This is a genomic window from bacterium, assembly GCA_016699045.1.
In the GTDB taxonomy this organism is placed as follows: domain Bacteria; phylum Babelota; class Babeliae; order Babelales; family RVW-14; genus AaIE-18.
Genome location: CP064957.1, coordinates 14,873 through 33,376 on the forward strand (window position 1 = coordinate 14,873; position 18,504 = coordinate 33,376).

The 18,504-nt window shown below is 40.0% G+C and carries 14 protein-coding genes; 7 read left to right on the forward strand and 7 right to left on the reverse strand.

What is annotated here, in order from left to right:
• Positions 1-12: 12 nt before the first annotated feature.
• Positions 13-2,019, reverse strand: coding sequence for a hypothetical protein (locus IPF37_00090; GenBank protein ID QQR49233.1), 2,007 nt, complete (start codon positions 2,017-2,019; stop codon positions 13-15).
• Positions 2,020-2,109: 90 nt separating this feature from the next.
• Entirely contained in the window at positions 2,110-3,645 is a 1,536-nt protein-coding gene (locus IPF37_00095; protein ID QQR49234.1) for an acyl-CoA carboxylase subunit beta, read from the reverse strand.
• A 142-nt stretch (positions 3,646-3,787) separates the two neighbouring features.
• Between IPF37_00095 and IPF37_00100 the strand changes: the two genes are divergently transcribed.
• Positions 3,788-4,336, forward strand: a complete 549-nt coding sequence (locus tag IPF37_00100; GenBank protein QQR49235.1) for a hypothetical protein — start codon at positions 3,788-3,790, stop codon at positions 4,334-4,336.
• Between the two features lie 4 nt (positions 4,337-4,340).
• On the opposite strand, the gene dnaE is transcribed toward IPF37_00100, so the two are convergent.
• The 5 genes from dnaE to tsf form a co-directional block, all read right to left on the reverse strand.
• Entirely contained in the window at positions 4,341-7,784 is a 3,444-nt protein-coding gene (gene dnaE / locus IPF37_00105; protein QQR49236.1) for a DNA polymerase III subunit alpha, read from the reverse strand.
• Positions 7,785-7,935: 151 nt separating this feature from the next.
• The gene (locus tag IPF37_00110) at positions 7,936-8,580 is read right to left on the reverse strand and encodes a hypothetical protein (protein ID QQR49237.1); all 645 of its coding nucleotides are present in this window, start codon (positions 8,578-8,580) and stop codon (positions 7,936-7,938) included.
• Between the two features lie 297 nt (positions 8,581-8,877).
• The gene (gene frr / locus IPF37_00115) at positions 8,878-9,462 is read right to left on the reverse strand and encodes a ribosome recycling factor (GenBank protein ID QQR49238.1); all 585 of its coding nucleotides are present in this window, start codon (positions 9,460-9,462) and stop codon (positions 8,878-8,880) included.
• Positions 9,463-9,482: 20 nt separating this feature from the next.
• On the reverse strand, positions 9,483-10,178 hold the full coding sequence (gene pyrH, locus IPF37_00120) for a UMP kinase (GenBank protein ID QQR49239.1): 696 nt from the start codon (positions 10,176-10,178) through the stop codon (positions 9,483-9,485).
• Between the two features lie 2 nt (positions 10,179-10,180).
• A complete protein-coding gene (tsf, locus tag IPF37_00125) occupies positions 10,181-11,047 on the reverse strand; it encodes a translation elongation factor Ts (GenBank protein QQR49240.1) in 867 nt (288 codons plus the stop codon).
• 208 nt (positions 11,048-11,255) lie between these two features.
• Between tsf and rpmF the strand changes: the two genes are divergently transcribed.
• The 6 genes from rpmF to IPF37_00155 all read left to right on the forward strand — a co-directional run bounded on the left by rpmF (position 11,256) and on the right by IPF37_00155 (position 18,253).
• The gene (rpmF, locus tag IPF37_00130; GenBank protein QQR49241.1) at positions 11,256-11,531 is read left to right on the forward strand and encodes a 50S ribosomal protein L32; all 276 of its coding nucleotides are present in this window, start codon (positions 11,256-11,258) and stop codon (positions 11,529-11,531) included.
• A gap of 108 nt (positions 11,532-11,639) precedes the next feature.
• Positions 11,640-12,605, forward strand: coding sequence for a phosphate acyltransferase PlsX (plsX, locus tag IPF37_00135; GenBank protein QQR49242.1), 966 nt, complete (start codon positions 11,640-11,642; stop codon positions 12,603-12,605).
• Positions 12,606-12,747: 142 nt separating this feature from the next.
• The gene (locus IPF37_00140; GenBank protein ID QQR49243.1) at positions 12,748-13,467 is read left to right on the forward strand and encodes a hypothetical protein; all 720 of its coding nucleotides are present in this window, start codon (positions 12,748-12,750) and stop codon (positions 13,465-13,467) included.
• A gap of 6 nt (positions 13,468-13,473) precedes the next feature.
• The gene (locus IPF37_00145) at positions 13,474-14,889 is read left to right on the forward strand and encodes a glutamate--tRNA ligase (GenBank protein ID QQR49244.1); all 1,416 of its coding nucleotides are present in this window, start codon (positions 13,474-13,476) and stop codon (positions 14,887-14,889) included.
• Positions 14,890-14,949: 60 nt separating this feature from the next.
• On the forward strand, positions 14,950-16,038 hold the full coding sequence (gene fabD / locus IPF37_00150; protein ID QQR49245.1) for an ACP S-malonyltransferase: 1,089 nt from the start codon (positions 14,950-14,952) through the stop codon (positions 16,036-16,038).
• A 343-nt stretch (positions 16,039-16,381) separates the two neighbouring features.
• Positions 16,382-18,253 carry a cation-translocating P-type ATPase gene (locus tag IPF37_00155; protein QQR49246.1) on the forward strand — a complete coding sequence of 624 codons (1,872 nt, stop codon included), beginning with the start codon at positions 16,382-16,384 and terminating at the stop codon, positions 18,251-18,253.
• Positions 18,254-18,504 lie beyond the last annotated feature (251 nt).

Genomic DNA, 18,504 nt, shown 5'->3' on the forward strand with positions numbered 1-18,504 from the left:
AAAAATTGTTTTTTATGCCAATGCTTCTTCAGTCAATAATCCAGGAAATGCTGTTTGACCAGGTCTAAAGAAGCGGTGTATGCAGCGACCGCCTTGTTGTTGTGGATGATCTTTAACAATAATAAATTCAAAATGACCATTGGGTCCCATTTCTTCTGCACGTTCTGCTGGGTAACCCATGGTGGCTATTCTTCCAGGGATTGAGTAAAAACATTTGCATTGGCCACTAAGCATTTTTTCGCATTTATCAAGGTGCGCGTAGCTGCCATAATTTTCAACAAGTTTGGTAAAGGCATGGTTGTTGTCATAAGGGTTGGCGGATTTTTTGTAGGTTCGTGCATCAAGCTTTTTACCAAGTAGGGGATTCTTTTTTTGTTTTTTATACATTTTGTAGATAAATATACTGTTTTCGTTCCCTGCGTAGTGAGTTCGTTTAATATCAAGCAAACCAATCATTTTTTGCGTGTTGATAAATTGAGTATCTTCTACTGGTTGTGTATCTTCAACGTCATTCGTATCTTCTTGATCTGTTTCTATTTCTTCTTCAACGAATTGCCAATCATTGTCTTGGGCCGGTTCTGTGGTGTTGGTTCCTTCAAAGGTAACTGGCGTTAATTGAGTATCTTCTTCTGTTTCTAACGATGATAGGTTTCGTGAGCTGCTACTTGAACTTATTTCTTGTAAGCTTAATGTTGAAAAATGATCAACGAATTCTTGTGATTGTTGCGAGTGTTTTGCTTTTGATTTCTTTTTTTTCTTTTTAGACTTTTGATTCGTTTTTTCATTAGAAATATCAAGAATGGGTGTTGGTGCTGGATTTATGACTAATCCTTGAAGTTTGGAGAGTTTTAATAGTTCCTCAAATTTGCCGGGGTTTTTCATAATCTCTTTTATTGCGTAAAGACTTGGTTCTAAACAATCTTCCAGCCTATGAGGTTGCTTATTATTTAGTGGTAGAAAATAATGATGTCTTTCGATTTCTTCAGACAATGCGTTGTCGAAGAGTTCAATGAGATTGTCGAGAAAAAAATTTTCAGCAAATATCTGTGCAGCAGAGTGCCTTATGCTTTCATGACTAAAATCGCCTTTGATTTTCTTAATTTTGCTCAAGAGAAGGTCTAATTGTTTTTTTTGTAAACGAGCAGAGACAGAATTATCACTTTTGAGAAAAGATATTTTTTGTGTAATCAGAGGTTCAAGAATATCAACGACGCCAAGGATATATTTTTGATGCAGTAAATTAACGATTACATCGAGTGTTACTTTTGATAAGCTTTTCATGCAAAGAGGAAGGATGCTTGGTGGCAGACTCGTTTTGATTTGATTGTGTCGCGATAATGCTCGATATTGTGATGCAATATACACATTATAGTTGACTCCTGCCAAATGAAGAGTGGGCCAATCCTTTTGTTGAAGTTTCAAATTTAAAAGCTGGTCATTAAAAATTTCTTTTTTCTTAAAGAGTTCTTGTTTGGTAAATATTTTTGCTTTAAGGAAGTGAGAAATATTTTTGTACGTGGGAAATCGTGCACCGGGTTCAATTTTCTTGAGACGAATCTCTTCTACTGTTGGAAGCTTGCTTACTGCAATATCTTCTTGGGTGTCGATAAAAGCCTGTACCTCTTTTGATGCTTCTGAATAAATAATTTGTTCTTGTTGAAAGAGCTCTATACTTTTGTCTTCAAATTTTTTGATATTTTGTCTGTCTAATAGAGATGAGATATCTAAACCTGAATCAATTTTTATCCATTTTTTGTCCAAGTGGTACTTGAGCGCATGCGCTTCATTAATAACAGCATCGATAATGAGTTTGCGTAAATGCCAAATTTCAAGACAGGTTTCAATTTTTTTTGGATCGTCTAAGATTGCTTGATCAATGTGGCATACGGTGCTTGGTGTTGTGGCTCTGCTACTACTTGAACTGCTACTTGACGAAGCGGCCGAAAAAATAGGAGTGGTGTAGCCGATTGTTAAGCCGGCAAAGATAGTTAATAAAGCTAATTTTTTGAAAATATTCATAAAGCCTCCGGTTTTGATAAAATTCTATTAGGACTTAATTATTATGGACTTTGGGTGACAGATGGTCAAATGGGGTTGAAAAACTGAGGTTTAGAGCGGAATATTGCCGTTTTTCTTCTTTGGTAGCTGCTCTACTTTGCTTTCGGCAATACCAAGAGCCTTTATCAACGTTTGACGGGTATCATTTGGTTCAATGATAGCGTCAATAAAGCCATTTTCTGCGGCAATGTAAGGGTGGAGATATTCTTCGCGATAGGTTGCTTCAAGCACCTTTTGTAGAGCAGGACGCTCTTCTTGTGGGTGGCTGGCTAATGTTTTGCCGTGTAAAATTGCAATTGCGGCTTGGGGTCCAAGGACCGCAATCTGCGCACTTGGCCAGGCAAAGTTAAAATCTGCCCCCATTTCCTTGCTGCCCATCACAATATAAGCGCCGCCAAAAGCTTTGCGCATAATGACCGTTATTTTGGGCACTGTGGCGTTGGCATACGCATATAAAAGTTTGGCGCCATGCCGAATGATTCCATCGTGTTCCTCTTGAATGCCGGGTAGGAAGCCAGGGACATCAACTAATGAAATGATGGGAATAGAAAAATTATTACAAAATTGGATGAAGCGAGCAGCCTTAACAGAAGCATCGCTGTCGATAGTGCCTGCCTTGTGAAGGGGTTGATTAGCAACGATGCCAACTGTTTTGCCAGTCAAGCGGGCAAGGCCTACGACTATGTTGGTAGCAAAGTGTTCGTGAATTTCAAAAAATGTTTCATTATCAACCAGTGCTAGGATAATTGTTTTTACGTCGTAGCCACTCGTTTCTGCTGTCGGGATTAAGCTGTCGATTGATGTACTTGGTGCCGTTTTGTTGTACGGTATGCCAGTATCGGCATCAAGATAATTGCTGGGCAGGAGTGACAAAAGATTTTTAAGTTTTTCAAAACACTCAGCTTCATTTTTAGTAACGACATGAGCAACACCAGAAAGGTTGGCATGAACATGAGAGCCGCCTAGTTCTTCTTTGGTAATCGTTTGTCCTAAAACTTCTTTTATAACCTGAGGGCCGGTAATAAACATTTGGCTGATTTGTTCTGTCATAAAAACAAAATCGGTGAGGGCGGGTGAGTAAGCAGCGCCGCCTGCGCAAGGGCCAAGAATGAGCGATATTTGTGGTACAACGCCAGAATAATGAACGTTGCGTTTAAAAATACTGCCATAGCCGGCCAAAGCATGAATGCCTTCGTCAATGCGAGCCCCGCCAGAATCAATAATGCCAATAATTGGACAGCCAATTTTTGCTGCCATGTCCATGACTTTACAAATTTTTTCAGCATGTCGTTTGCCCAGAGAGCCGCCCTTGATCGTAAAATCTTGTGCATACACGGCAACTTTTTTGCCTGCAACCATGCCAAAGCCGGCAATGACGCCGTCGGTATATAATTTTGATGCTAAAAAAGGAGAGGCGGCAAGTTGATCAACTTCTTGAAAACTTTCTGAATCAAGTAGTATTTCTAGGCGTTGCCGTGCCGTTTTTTTTCCAGCATTGACTTGTTGTTCAATTTTTTTTAAATCTGAACCGTTAAGCGCCGTTGTTTCTTTTGTTTTCCAAATTTTTAGGGCATGGTTGTTTATCATGAGTGTGTATGGTCGTACGTATTGGTGTTTTTATGTTGTTAAAAAAATTTTGAATAAAACAGAGCAAGTGTAGCACGCAACGTCGTCGTAGCCAATTAAAATAAGCATGATGCTTGTTATTTATAATAAAAAAAGGAGAGCTATGGAGCCTGGAAAAAATCTTGCTGGTGCAAGTGTTGCGTGGTTTAAATTGGCGTACCTGATCACGCGTAAAGAGCGTGAAAAAGCATTAAGCGTGTATCGTCTTTTATCCCATTCGTTTGAAGATCGTGCTTATGCATTGCAATTAGAAGGCGATATTTTGTGGGCTCTTGCCGATCAGCTTGCATCTGAAAAATATAAGCAAGCAGCTTTTTTATATCGACAAGAAAAACGTTGGGTTAATGCAATAGCGGTGTGTGAGCACATGCTATCACTTGATCAAGTAAATCTTGATTTACGTGGCATTTTACTTGACTTGTACGCGATTGCTGATTGGGATGAAAAGCTGGAAAAAACACTTCATGCAACGCTGCAAAAAACACGTAATTTTACTGAAGAGCAGTTATTTGCGTTGTTTAAAATTGTTGCAGATCGTGCTCAGGAAAGTGACGATCTTGAAAAAAAAAGCCGCTTAATTATATTGCTTAAATCATTTCAGCAACAGCTGCCAAGTGGGGTATGGGAGCGTTTGCAACCGTGTTTTATTTAGAAAGTTACACTGCAATAGAAATTTTTATTCCATGCTTCTCAATGTTTTGCAAAATTTCTGGTGTACAAGCAATTTGTTGTTTGCTTTGCAACAAGAGATCCGTGTCGCGTTCGTTAAATGCAATCATGAATGGGGTGGAGCCTGGTTTAATTATGGATTGCATGTTTTCTAAGAGTTCTCTATCAACGGTGGCCGGCAATGCAAGGGTAACGCTTTGTATGGTTTGTGCTTGTTCAAAAATCATTTCGATCGGGATCATGACATTTGCTTTGATTTTGCATTTGTTTTGCGAGGTTATATCGATGGTTCCTTTAATCAAAAAAACATCATGTTCATCAAGAAGCTGCTCAACTTGAGTATATGTTTTTGGAAAAATAATAATCTCTGCATGATCAGATAAATCTTCCATGTTTGCAAAGGCCATCTTGTCGCCTTTTTTGGTATTGATAACACGATGACTTTGCAAAAGACCAACGCATACAACGGTTGGTTCCCGCAACGATGTTACTGATTCGATCATTTGTAGTGCTTCTTTAAAGCTGGTTATTGCAAGCCATTGAATAATTGGATAGCTGCGCAGTGGATGCGAGCTCAAATAAAAGCCGGCAACTTCCTTTTCTTTTTCTAGTTTTTCTTTAGTCGTAAAATCTGCTAATGGTTGAAATCCGTAAAATTCTTCGACTTTGTTTTTATCATTCGCAAAACCAAAAAGGTCCATCTGGCCGGTAAGTTCTTGTTCTTTAAGTTCATGTGCACGCGCTAAAACTTTTTCAAGTTCAGCGATTTTTTGTGCCCGGTTGCCCGGCAAACCATCAAGGGCGCCAGCATAAATCAAACTTTCAAAAACGCGTTTGTTGACGGTGCGTAAATCAACACGTTTGCCCATGTCCAGCATATCTTTGAAAGGCGATTTTTCTCGTTCGGCCAAAATATCTTTGAGGGCGTTTTCACCAACATTTTTAATGCCCTGCAAGCCAAATAAAATGCCGTCTTGAGTGGCGGTAAATTCCATTTCTGAGCGATTGATATCCGGTGGAATTGTCTTAATACCTAAATCGCTAATTTCTTGTAAATAGTGTGTGAGTTGGTCAGGGTTACTCGTTTCAAAGCTCACGCAAGCGGCCATAAATTCTTTTGGATAATGAGCTTTGAGATACGCCGTGTGGTAGGCAATTAAAGCATAGGCAGTTGAGTGGGATTTATTAAAACCATAGCCAGCAAAGTAGGCCATTAAGTCAAATAGTTCACCCGCTTTTTTTTCATCAAATTTATTTTCTTTGGCGCCCTGCACAAATAATGAGCGCTGTTCGGCCATTACGTCAGCTTTCTTTTTTCCCATTGCGCGACGCAAAATATCTGAAGCACCAAGCGAGTATCCAGCAATGGCGGAAGATATTTTCATAACCTGTTCTTGATACACAATAACGCCGTATGTTTCTTGCAAAATTGGTTCAAGCTCGGGAAACATGTAGGTAACATCTTGGCGGCCATGACGTCGTTCAATAAAGTCGTCCACCATCCCCGCACCCAGTGGGCCTGGTCGGTACAGTGCGTTAACTGCAATTAAATCTTCAAATTTTGATGGCTTAAGTTTACGCAATACTTCTTTCAACCCATCAGATTCAAATTGGAATATGGCGTTTGTTTGACCGCGTGATATGAGTTCAAAAACTGCTTTGTCATCAAGTGCCAAGGTATCTAGATCTATTTCTATGCCATAATTTTTTTTAATAACGTGTAAAGTTCGATCGATGACCGTTAAGTTTTTTAAGCCCAAAAAGTCCATCTTCAAAAAGCCGATACTTTCAAGCTCGGTCATAGCATATTGTGCAACTAAGTCAGTTGATTTTGAAGGGATATAAAGTGGCAACACTTCATCAAGAGGTTCGGGTGAAATTACAATGCCGGCAGCATGTTTTGATGCGTGGCGCGTAAGTCCTTCAAGTTTGAAACAAATATCAAAAAGGTGCTTAATTTTTGGGTCTGAATCAACCATTTCTTTCAAGCGTGGTTCAAGTTCAAACGCTTGTGTCAGCGTAATGTTAAGCTGATTGGGAATAAGATCGGTTAATGCATTAGCATCTTGGAATGGAAACTCCATTACGCGTGCAACGTCTTTGATAACGCTTTTGGCCATCATGGTACCAAACGTTATAATTTGGCAAACGCAATCATGGCCATATTTTTCTTTGACGTGATTGATAACGGCTTCGCGGCCTTCAATGCAAAAGTCGATATCGATATCTGGCATGCTTACGCGTTCAGGATTTAAGAAACGTTCAAAAAGTAAGTTGTATTTGAGAGGATCGACGTTAGTAATTTTCATGGCCCACGCAACAAGTGATCCAGCAGCAGATCCTCGACCAGGTCCAACTGGGATTTTTTGTTCTTTTGCCCACTTGATAAAATCGCTTACTACTAAAAAGTAACCAATAAAGCCCATCTTCATGATCAAGTTAATTTCTTCTTCTAGCCGACTATCGTAAACTGGATACTGTTCTTTAGGAATCAAACCCTTTTGTTTGAGTTCTACCAGGCCTTCGCGGCATGAGTATTCAAAATAACTTTCTTGTGTGTAGTCTTTTGGAACGGGCGATTGTGGAAAAAAAAGCTTGCCCCACTCAAAATCAAAATCGCAGCTATCGGCAATTTTGCCGGTATTCCACACGGCATCTTCATGGCCTTTAAAAATTTCAAGCATCTCGCTGGTTGAGCGAACGTAAGTTCGGCAATCACCAAATGAAAAACGATTAGGGTTTGAAATCACATCTTTGGTTTGTACTGACAATAATGTTTCGTGTGCTTGATGATCTTCTTTTCTTAAGTAATGTGCATCGCTGGTGGCAATGCAGGGGACGTTGTAGCGTGCGCTGTAATCAAACAAAAGATTATTAAGAGTAATTTGTTTTGCTTGGTCAGTTGGCTGTAGTTCAAAAAAGAAGCGATTGGGGCCAAAAATTTCTTGAAACTGGTGAATGCGTTGTACCGCTTCATCGTGTCGGTCTTCTTGTAACAGCGTTGGAATATGGCCACCAAGGCAGGCAGTACTTGCAATAAGACCTTCTGAATGCTTTGCCAAAATGGCGTAATCGATCCGTGGCTTAAAGTAAAAACCTTCTTGGTATGCGTACGAAATGAGTTTACATAAATTTTTATAACCAACTTTATTTTGCACAATCAAAATTAAGTGGAAGTATTTTTCTTTAGCATTTTTAATCGCAACATCGGGCGTAAAGTACATTTCAATACCCAAAATAGGTTTGACCTTTTCTTTTTGGGCGAGTTGGAAAAATTTTACAGCGCCAAAAATATTGCCGTGGTCTGAAATGCCGATTGCTTTCCATTCCTGCTCTTTGGCCAGTTTAACTAAGTCTTTGAGGTGGATAGCGCCGTCTAATAAAGAATACTCGGTGTGAATATGTAAGTGGGTTAAATGATTGCTGCTCATAATGCTCTTTTTTAAAATGTGTGATAGAAGGTATTCGAGTGTACAGAAAAGTTGTGCAAAAGTTGAGCATTTTTTTGTTCAAAAAAAATACCCGTCAAAGTCACGAAGACTTTGACGGGTAACAAAACTAATTAAAACGTGAACGTTTTGATTAGTTTGAGCTGCCGTTATTAACGTCTAAACCAAGGTCATAATTGATTTGGTTTAAGTCGTTATTATCTTGGTCAGCAAATGCCAACACACGATTAATGAATGATTGTAACGTGATGTTAAACGATTCACGTTGAACGAGCAACGCTTGATATTTAGCTTGCAAAGCAGACAAGCTGCCAATAATTGCAAGAGCTTGCGCATCATTGTTTTGGTTTACGTTTGCCAAATCATTTTGTGCGGCTGCAAGTTGTGCTTGCAAATCTGCATTAAGAATTTGAAGTTGATCAATTTCTTCTTGAGTAGTCATTCTGAGAGCATTCAACTCGTTAGTAAGACTATCTACTGCAGCGATTCTATCTTGTTCTGATTGATTTAAATTTGATTGAATTAAACTAAATTTATTTCTAATCAAGTTAAACGTTGATTGGCGCGATGCTTGCATTTCGTCAAAGCGACCACCAAGGCTTGAAATAGCATCGTTCCAACCTTGTAACTCTGCTGAAGATTCATCAATCTTCATATTAAGTTTGTTAAGAACATCACTTACCTGGTCGTACCACATTGTTGGAGCCATTGGGCTTACTGTAGCGGTAACACCAAAGCCTACAAATGCTAAAACTGCAAGTTTGTGTTTGAAATTCATAAATAAGTCTCCCTAGATAATGGTTAATAATTATTTTTTACCGAGAGCCACTGGGTTGCGCAGCCCCTTGGCGTATTTCTAGCTTGCAATATTTATATTTCTATTTGCAATAGTTTTGTTTATTTTTTTTAAAAGAGTCGACAGGGTCGTGCGATTGGGGTTTTTTCAGGAAGAAAGGTTATTTTTTGAAAGTGCTTATTTTGATAAAAAAGTGCATTTTTCAAAAATGGATACTCAAAAAAGCCGCTCACCCAAAATAGGTAAGCGGCTTAAAAAAAGCAAAAATAAGAAAAAAGCTTATAAACTCTTTAGTTCTGCTGCTTTTTTATCGTGAGTAGCATCGGTTTTACCAATAAAATCATCGGTGATTTTTTGTAAAAGAGTGCTTAATCTTTTTGCAAAGTCTTCAGAAATGATTTTTTTCTTTTCTGCATCACGAATTTCGTTATGAAAGTCTTTGCGTACGTTTCTAATACCAATACGGCATTCCTCGGTCTTTTTGCCCAAAAGTTTGACCAACTCATCGCGACGAGCTGAGCTCATTTGAGGCAATTGAATGCGAATGATGCTGCCATCGTTGGCTGGTTGTACGCCAAGGTCTGAAGCTGACAGTGCTTTTTCAATAGCACTCATATTACTTGAATCCCATGGTTGGATTGTCAGCAACCTGCTGTCTGGCGCAGCAAGAGTTGCAATATCTTTGAGAGACATATATTGACCATAGCTTTCAACTTTAAGATCTTCGATCAGTTTTGTTGAAGCTCTGCCTGTACGAATACTGGTTAATTCTTTTTCAAAATGTTTTAAAGGCTTATCCATTTCTTGTTTTACAAGATTTTCTACGCTTTTAGAATCACCTTCTAAGAATGCTATTTCTTCCATCATCAATCCTTTGTAAGTGGTTAACTAATTGTACTACCAATTGTTTGGTTGTGTGCTGCTTGTAACAAAGCGTTTGGTGCAAAAACATCAAAAACACGAATAACGATTTTATGTTCTTGAGCCAAAGCAATTGCAGCACCGTCCATAACATTAAGTTGTTTGCTGATAACTTCTTGATAACTGAGGTGCTTGTAAGCTTTAGCAGTAGGATTTTTTTTAGGGTCAGCATCATAAACGGCATCTACCGTTGTTGCTTTCCATACCTGGTCTGCATTGATTTGGAGCGCGCGAATAATGGCATTGGTATCCGTTGAAACAAACGGATTTCCCGTACCACCTGCAAAAATAATGCATTGATTCTTGCGCAATGCCTGATCAATAGCTTCTTGTGAAATAATTGGCGCAACTTGTGGGGCATAAACAGCGCTTAAAAGAAGTGCATCAATACCTGCGTTGCGTAAAAAATTATGCAAAATAACGCCGTTCATCATGGTTGCCAGCATGCCAACGGTATCGGCTGTGCTACGTGGAAGCTCCAGTTGTTGACCATGTTGATGACCACGAAAAAAGTTGCCGCCGCCAATAACGATGCCACACTGCATAGTTTTTTGTAATTCTACGAGTTGAGCACAAAAGCTTTTAGCAAATTCTTTGTTGAACGATGCGCCATCGTGATCAAAAAGTTGTCCACTAATTTTGATCAAAACTTTTTTCATAATTATTTTTTTCCAACCATAAAGCGTGCAAATCGTTTAATTTTAATACTGTTTTTGATCTTGTTGCCAACTTCAGCTAATTGACGCTCAACGGTTACATCTTCATTTTTAATAAATTTTTGTTGAGTCAAACATACATCTTGGTAGTACTTGCTTAATTTGCCAGCAATCATTTTTTCAATAATATTGGCTGGTTTGTTGCTGCCTGCAACTTGTTCTTTAACAATGTCGCGTTCTTTTTCAACCAAGCTTTGGTCAAGGTTTTCAGGAGCAATACACAGTGGCTTGAATACAGCAATGTGCATACAAATATCGCGAGCAAGTTGTTTTAATTCTTCTACGTGTGCACTGCTATCGTTTTCTGTTTCAAGTTCTATTAAAGCCCCAACGGTTGAGCCAGGATGGATATACGCATTAACAACACCAAACTTTTCTACTGAAAAATTTTTGATGGCGCCGATTTTAATGTTTTCAGCAATTTTTGCTAAAATATCATTATGGTGGTTGCTTAGTTCTTGATGATTTGCGAGAAGTTGTGCAACATCTGAGCAGCTGTCTTGTGTGGCAAGTTTTGCAGCGTGAATAGCAAATTCTTTCATTTCGTTAGTATTTGCTGAAAAATCTGTCTCACATGCAACTTCAACCAAAGATCCATGCTTAAAGTCTTCGTTAACGTAAGCTTCGATACGGCCGTTGTCAGTAGCATTTTCTGCACGTTTTGCTGCAACGGAGGCACCTTTTTTGCGGAGAAATTCTATAGCTTTTTCTATATCGCCTTGTGCTTCTTCAAGGGCTTTTCTGCAATCCATTAAGCTTACTTGCGTTTTTTCGCGTAATTCTTTGACTAAATCCATGTGTGATTTTGTCATGGGTATCTCCTGAATTAGAAATTTGAAGAAATCGTGATATTCTGATGATCAATTCCTATTGTGCCAAAAATGACTGATTTTACAAGTTTGTAATTAGATTTTGACAAAAAGACGTTATAAAATTACGCTATACGGCATATAACAAGTTTTAACAGCTTCATGAATTTATTGAGCTCGAAGTTGAGCGTATGCATACCAGGAGTGAGAAATGCCAGTTCCTAAACGTAAACAGTCCCGATCAAGACGCAATAGCCGTTCAGCAAACAAAGGTTTACATCCAAGTATTCCAGCCAGCTGTGTTACCTGTCAGTTCCCCGTTGCTATGCACCAAGTGTGCAAAGAGTGTGGTTACTACAAGGGCGTAAAAGTATTGCGCACCAAAGGTGAACGTATGTTCGAACGCGGAAAAGCACGAGAAGGCCAAATGGCTTATGCTCGCGCAGAAGGCGCTTTAGCAGCAGATGCGGCACCAGAATCTAAATAAGGTTTGAAAAAAGGCTTGAAAGAGCCTTTTTTTATTGATCCCTCTCAAACATATCGGATAACGCACGTCGTTTAACAAAAAATGGCAAGGTGTGAAAAGGATCACGTTATGATAGCTATTGATGCTATGGGTGGTGATAATGCCCCTCAGGTTGTTATTGCGGGAGCGCTTAATGCAGCAAAAGATAAGGTGCCAGTCGCGCTTTTTGGCCCCCATGCACTGATAAAAAGCCAGTTGGATCAGCTTGATTCTACGTGGCCAAGCTATCCTATCACTGTTATCGATGCGCCTGAAGAAATCGGCATGGCTGAAAATCCTGTCCTTGCCGTCAGAAAAAAAACGCACTCTTCGCTTGTTCAAGCAGTGCAGAGCGTTAAAAATAAACAGTGTACTGGTGTTATTTCGGCCGGCAATTCTGGGGCTTTTATGGTTGCTGCCTCGTTGATTCTTGGTCGAAGCGAAAATGTTGAGCGTCCGGCAATTTTGGGCCTCCTTCCTGGCTTATATGGTCATGTGGTGGGGCTTGACTTAGGTGCTAACACCGAATGTCGTCCGCAGCATTTATATCAATTTGCTCACGTGGGTGCTGATTATGCCCAACAGGTTCTTGGTATTGCTAACCCGCGGGTTGGGCTTTTGGCCAATGGGGAAGAGGATGAAAAAGGCTCGGTGCTGACAAAAGAAACATTTAGCATGCTCAAGCAGTCTGACCTCAATTTCGTGGGCAACGTTGAGCCGTATCAAATTGTAAAAAACAAAACAGATGTTGTTGTCTGCGATGGTTTTTCAGGAAATGTGCTGATGAAGACCATGGAGTCGGTGCATCAGTTGCTCGCTACGTATGGAAAAAGCGAGTTGGCAAAATTAAAAAACGAACCCGGCAAGCAGGATATAGTGAGCTGGGGCGAGCATTTTTTGCATGACATTGAAAATAAATTTACCAGCAAAGTCTTTGGTGGGGCCGTATTAGCCGGCGTTAATGGCCGGGTAATTGTCTGCCATGGGGCTGCTAATGCCTACGATATCACTCAAGCGATTAAGCAGGCGGCAGCGCGGCCTGTTGAAAGAAAATGATCAAAAAATTACAAATAGCCCTGTTTTTTTGTGGTTTTTTGCCAAAATATACGAATATGTATACATTTATGGTGTATGGGTTATAGTTTTAAATATTCACAGTAGAAAATTTACTGGGCTCATTTTAAAGGTTGGAGATAGCATGGACGCAATGAATAATCCGGTTTTGCAAGGACTTGATCGTTTGATAAGTACTCTTGTTGCCCACAAAAAGCTGGTAATGGCCGGTCTTTTGGCAACCGGGTTGGGTGCGGCATCATTTTTTGGTTATCGAATGTACGATCAGCGTATACAAGTAGCGGCTCATCGCGACTTTGTTGAAGCGTTTAATGTGTACGAAGCATCGGTCAAAGGCAACACGCAAAAACAGAAAACCAGCGATCTTCAATTTGATTCCGAAAAAGAAAAATGGGAAGCTACCGAAAAAGCATTCCGTGAAGGTTACGCAAAGAACAGTCGTGCGGGCATTGCAGCAGCCTTTTTGGCATTGCAAGCTGAAGCACTTAGTAATCTTGATCGTAAAGATGAAGCACGGGTTGTCTTGCGCGATGCGCTTGATCATATGACCAATGCTGAACTAAAAAGTTATTATGAAGTAAAATTAGCGCTTATGCAGCTTGACAGTTCTACTGAAGATGAGCGTAATCGTGGTCTTGAAAAACTTAAAGCCATAACGTTTGACCAACAAAATGTTGCGCATGATCAGGCATTATATCATCTTGGTCAATACTATTGGCTTAATAAAAAATTTGATGAAGCTAAAAATTATTGGCAGCAATTTGTCGTGAAGTATGGCTCAGAAGTTGAGTTGGCTTCACAAATTTCTACGGTTAAAGCAAAACTAGATTTGATTGCGGTATAAAAAATTATGAATACAAAACAGCCGGTGCGCGTACGTTTTGCACCATCTCCAACAGGACATTTACATATTGGCGGCGTTCGTACTGCTCTTTTTAACTGGCTGTTTGCGCGGCATAACGAGGGCACTTACCTTCTGCGTATTGAAGATACAGACGTGCAACGTTCAACGAAAGAATACCTTGATTCGCAGCTCGCATCTTTGAAATGGTTAGGACTTTTGCCAGACGAAGAAATGGTCTTTCAGCGCGATCGTTCACCTGAGCACGTAAAACAGGCGTATGAGCTCATGGAGCGCGGCTTAGCGTATCCATGTTTTTGTGAGCCACGCGATATGGACGAAGTGGTTCAAGCGCACGAGCAGGGCATTGTTAATAAATACGCCGGCGTATGTCGTGATAATATATTTTCGCACAATGATTTAAAAAAGCCGCATGCAATAAGATATAAACTGCCAGATGTTGGCAAAGAAATTACGTTTGACGATATCATTAGAGGCAAGATTAGTGTTTCAACCGAAACGCTTGACGACTTTATCCTTGTCCGACGTGATGGTTTGCCGATGTATAATTTTTGTGTTGTTGTTGATGATATTTTTATGCGCATAACGCACATTATTCGTGGTGAAGATCATATTTCCAACACCATCAAGCAAGTGTTGTTATACCAAGCGCTTGGCAGCCAAACGCCGGCATTTGCTCATTTGCCGCTGATTTTAGGGAAATCTGGTGGCAAGTTAAGTAAGCGCGATGCAGCAGTTTCGGTAGAACATTATCGCGAGCAAGGATTTTTAGGTGATGCGTTATGCAATTACCTTGTACGTCTTGGTTGGTCGCATGGCGATCAGGAATTGTTTACGCGTGACGAGCTGGTTGAAAAATTTACGCTTGAAGCAGTGGGCAAAAAAGGCTCAATCTTTGACATGAAAAAACTTGAATGGTTAAACGCGATGTATATGCGCCAAGCATCATTTAGTAACATTATGCAAGCACTAGAAGATATGAATCCGGCAACGGTAACCCAGCTACAGGTTACCTGGTCGGCACAACAGCTTGAAGCATTAGTGCGTTTGTATGGACAGCGCGCGATTACCCTTGTGCAGCTTTATAATGATATCATGAGCTTTGCGCATGATCCGCAGCAACTCGATGTTGCGTTGATTGCAAAATGGCAAACACCAAACACCATATTGATGTTGCAAGAGTTTTTAGCGTCGTTGCAATCAGTAGAATGTACGCATGCAGCATTACTTGAAGTAGCACAAAAAATAGCAGATAAGTATCAAGAAAAATTAGTGGGCGTAGCGCAGGCGCTGCGCCTCGCTCTAACAGGATCAATACAAAGCCCAGGGGTTTTTGATTTGATCGAAGTTATCGGTAATCAACGCGCTGGTATAAGAATTGCAGCATTGCTAGCAGTTTTGTAAAAGCTTGTTTAGTTACGAGAGGTTATAAGCGTTAAGTAGTATTGTGGGGAGGCTTTTATTATGAAAAAAATAGGGATGCTTTTTCCCGGCCAGGGTTCGCAAGAGCTGGGCATGGGCAAAGAGTTTTATGATAAAGAACGCATTGTTCAAGAGTTGTTTGAAGAAGCGTCAAATTGTTTAGATAACAATCTGGTACGCTTATGTTTTGCATCATCTGAACGCGAATTGCGTGAGACGGTCAATGCTCAAACCGCTATTTTTTTAGTAAGTGCGGCAATTGCTGCGTTACTTAAAGAAAAATATGGTGTCCAGCCAGACATCGTTGCTGGCCATAGTTCTGGTCAGTATGCAGCACTTTTTGCGGCTGGTGGCCTATCATTTCCCGATGCTTTATATCTCTTAAAAAAACGTGCATTATTTATGGAAGAAGCGACTTTGATGGCGCGCGGAACCATGATTGCCGTGATTGGTTTATCGCATGATGCTTTGACAGAAATTTGTGCAAAGCACGATATGCCAGGCAGTCTTGAGCATGTTGCCCAAGTGGTAAATTACAACAGCAGTAACCAATTGGTCGTTTCCGGAATCGTTGAAACGCTTGAAAAAGTTATTGAAGACGTGCGCGTTGCTGGTGGCAAAATTATCGAACTTGATGTTTCCGGGGCTTTTCACTCCCGCCTTATGAATGATGCTGCCGAAAAATTTGCGCAGTACATGGTCAAAGTTGACTTTAAAGATTTACCAATTCCTTTAGTTTCAAATCTCGACGCTCGTCCTCTCGTCTCTAAAGAAGATCTTCATGAATCATTGCAAAAGCACATGCATAGTCCCGTTTTGTGGTGGCCGAGCATGCAGCATTTGCAAGATTGCGATGTTATAGTTGTAGTTGGACCCGGCACTATTTTTGCCAAAATGTTACGTCGTGAATGGCCAGACAAAGAGATTATTTCAATCAACAGTCAGGCAGATATTGAACGTTTACTCCAAGTGCTGGGCAAAGAAGTTGAAAAGCATGTGCACGGGAACGATTGTAATCCTGAGTACTGCGCGCAAGACGAGCTTGTTTTGGCAGAGCCAGTGGTAGAAGCTAATCAAGAGCAACCGGCGTTAGAATCAATAGAAGCTTCTGACACCAAATTGACCGACTAGTTCAATCAATAATTAGTTAAATTTTATCAATAAGTTGACCAACTGATCGCCAACTGAGCACATCTGCTTGTGGCCACGCTTGGTTTTCTGGGCCTCCGTAAACTAAATAACGGGGGTTTTTTTTGTTTTTTACAAACTTTTTTTGGACAAATTGAGAATCGCATTCTCAATTTGTCCAAGTATTAACAAAAAAACGTATCAATTAAGAGTCCTGAATATGTAGCAATTTGATTTGTTTCATACAAAAAATATATTTCTAATCATATTTTATGATACGATAGAGTAGGATTTTAAAATTCCAATTTTGTGTTGTACAATGTTCGGTTATAAAAAAAGAGATGGTATGAAAAATCATAAAAATGCTGCGGCATCGTTTATTACGTTTAATGTTGCATATGGCGCTTACATAATCATTTTATGTGCTCTGTTCGGGCTGACATTAGCTTATCCTGTGCAGATTAATACTGCGGCCATGTATAGCCTTCTTTTTTTTGCGTTAGTTCCCATCGCTCTTGATGCTCTCAAAGATTTATATAACAAAAAAATTACAACCGAATTGTTTCTGATTTTGGCAACCGGTGTTGCGTTGACAGCGCGTGAAGAACAGGCAATAACGGTAGTGCTGATTATTATGCATCTGGCAAAATATGCGGAAGAATTCATTGAAGAAAAAACGGGCAGGGCGATTGAAAGTCTTGTTCGACTTGTTTCAACAAAAGTAACCGCGGTGGTTAATGGCCATGAGCAGCTTCTTGAAACGCATCAAATTCAGCCAAGCATGCGCTTAATCATAAAAACCGGTGAGCAAATTCCGGTTGATGGTATTATTGTTGATGGTCAAGCCAGTATCAACGAGTCCTTTTTGACGGGCGAAAGTACGCCGCTTGAAAAAGGTATCAAAGACCCGGTATTTGCGGGGACCTTTGTACAAGGTGGTAGTGTGGTGGTACTGGTTCATAAAGTAGGTTCAGAAACTCATTTTGGAAAAATTAGTCGTTTGCTTGAGCAAGCAGAAAAAGAAAAAGCAGCGATTGTTTCGGTATCAAATCGTGCGGCATTAGTGGTGGTACAAGTTTTGATTGTTTTTATTGGTGCTGTGTGGTTGTGGACGGGCAACTTATCGTTGGTTGCTACGCTGCTTGTTTTTGGTTCTCCGATTGAGTTAACATTGATTACGCCGCTTGCCATTTTGTCAGCAACTGCAGCTGCTTTTCGTTCAGGAATTTTGATTAAAGGTGGTCTTGCACTCGAACATTTTTCTGATGTTGATACGCTGATTTTTGATAAGACCGGCACGTTGACAATCGGTCAACCTGAAGTCGTTTCGATAGAATCACTTAATCAAGCTTATTCAGAAAATGATATTTTAAAAATAGCGGCGATGATGGAAAAGCGTTCTGGGCATGTTCTAGCCAAAGCAATCTTGCAGCGAGCAGCAGAAAAGAATATGGAAATTCCAGACCCAGAACGTTATGAATCGGTAACGGGTCATGGTATTGAAGTTGAATATGACGGCAAACACTATGTACTGGGCAGTGAACATTTTATTGAAGCACCCGAGCATGCTAATATTCAGATTCCAGCATCATTGCACGAAGTTGAAAACTCTAGTTATACTTTTTTTTATTTGTGTTGCGATAATCAGTTGTGTGGTCGAATTGGTGTGGCAGATTCGATTCGCCCTGAGGCAAAAAGTACTATTGATCAACTTAAGAAATTGGGTATAAAAGAAGTGATGTTGTTGAGTGGAGATCGTCTTGAAGTGGCCCAGCACGTTGCTGCGCAGCTTGGCATACAAAAAGTATTTGCGGAAGTTGATCCTGATGAAAAATTAGGAATCATTAAAGATTTGCAAAAGCAAGGTCATAAAGTTGCTATGATTGGCGATGGTATTAACGATGCGCCAGCGCTTGTGCAAGCTGATGTTGGCATTGCGATGGGAGCCATGGGTATGGAACCTGCAATAGAAGCGGCAGATATTGTGTTGATGGCAAATAATATCCAGGGCGTTGTTTTTGTGTATGCACTTTCTCAAAAAGTTTTTCGTTTGATTATGCAAAATATTTTTATTGGTTTTGGTGCGGTCCATCTTTTTGGTATCATTCTTGCATTGTTCAACCTGGTAACGCCGATTGAAGCGGCGTTGTTTCATGCTGTTTCAGACCTGTTGGTTTTGGTTAACTCAGCACGGCTTATTAGATTTAAACTTGACTGATGATTGTTCATAGCGAGGAAATGCCTATGGTTGATGCCAAAACAAAAGCCGTTCAAACCCTTCGACAAGCTCAGGACGAACGGCAACAATGAACGAAGTTAAAAAAATAAAGATATGGATATTGCAAAAAAATAAGTTATTAAAAAATATGAAATATGTGCTTTATGAAATATGTACTTGTAAAAAAATTCTTATCCGCCGTTCGTCCTGAGCTTGTCGAAGGATTTGAACGGCTTTTGCGAAAATAAAAA

Excerpts from the sequence above, each read along its gene's own strand:
- IPF37_00110 (QQR49237.1), bottom strand. The coding sequence starts at position 8,580 with ATGAATTTCAAACACAAACTTGCAGTTTTAGCATTTGTAGGCTTTGGT.
- IPF37_00155 (QQR49246.1), top strand. The coding sequence starts at position 16,382 with ATGAAAAATCATAAAAATGCTGCGGCATCGTTTATTACGTTTAATGTT.
- IPF37_00090 (QQR49233.1), bottom strand. The coding sequence starts at position 2,019 with ATGAATATTTTCAAAAAATTAGCTTTATTAACTATCTTTGCCGGCTTA.
- IPF37_00140 (QQR49243.1), top strand. The coding sequence starts at position 12,748 with ATGGACGCAATGAATAATCCGGTTTTGCAAGGACTTGATCGTTTGATA.
- dnaE (QQR49236.1), bottom strand. The coding sequence starts at position 7,784 with ATGAGCAGCAATCATTTAACCCACTTACATATTCACACCGAGTATTCT.
- tsf (QQR49240.1), bottom strand. The coding sequence starts at position 11,047 with ATGACAAAATCACACATGGATTTAGTCAAAGAATTACGCGAAAAAACG.
- fabD (QQR49245.1), top strand. The coding sequence starts at position 14,950 with ATGAAAAAAATAGGGATGCTTTTTCCCGGCCAGGGTTCGCAAGAGCTG.
- frr (QQR49238.1), bottom strand. The coding sequence starts at position 9,462 with ATGGAAGAAATAGCATTCTTAGAAGGTGATTCTAAAAGCGTAGAAAAT.
- IPF37_00095 (QQR49234.1), bottom strand. The coding sequence starts at position 3,645 with ATGATAAACAACCATGCCCTAAAAATTTGGAAAACAAAAGAAACAACG.
- IPF37_00145 (QQR49244.1), top strand. The coding sequence starts at position 13,474 with ATGAATACAAAACAGCCGGTGCGCGTACGTTTTGCACCATCTCCAACA.
- IPF37_00100 (QQR49235.1), top strand. The coding sequence starts at position 3,788 with ATGGAGCCTGGAAAAAATCTTGCTGGTGCAAGTGTTGCGTGGTTTAAA.
- pyrH (QQR49239.1), bottom strand. The coding sequence starts at position 10,178 with ATGAAAAAAGTTTTGATCAAAATTAGTGGACAACTTTTTGATCACGAT.
- plsX (QQR49242.1), top strand. The coding sequence starts at position 11,640 with ATGATAGCTATTGATGCTATGGGTGGTGATAATGCCCCTCAGGTTGTT.
- rpmF (QQR49241.1), top strand. The coding sequence starts at position 11,256 with ATGCCAGTTCCTAAACGTAAACAGTCCCGATCAAGACGCAATAGCCGT.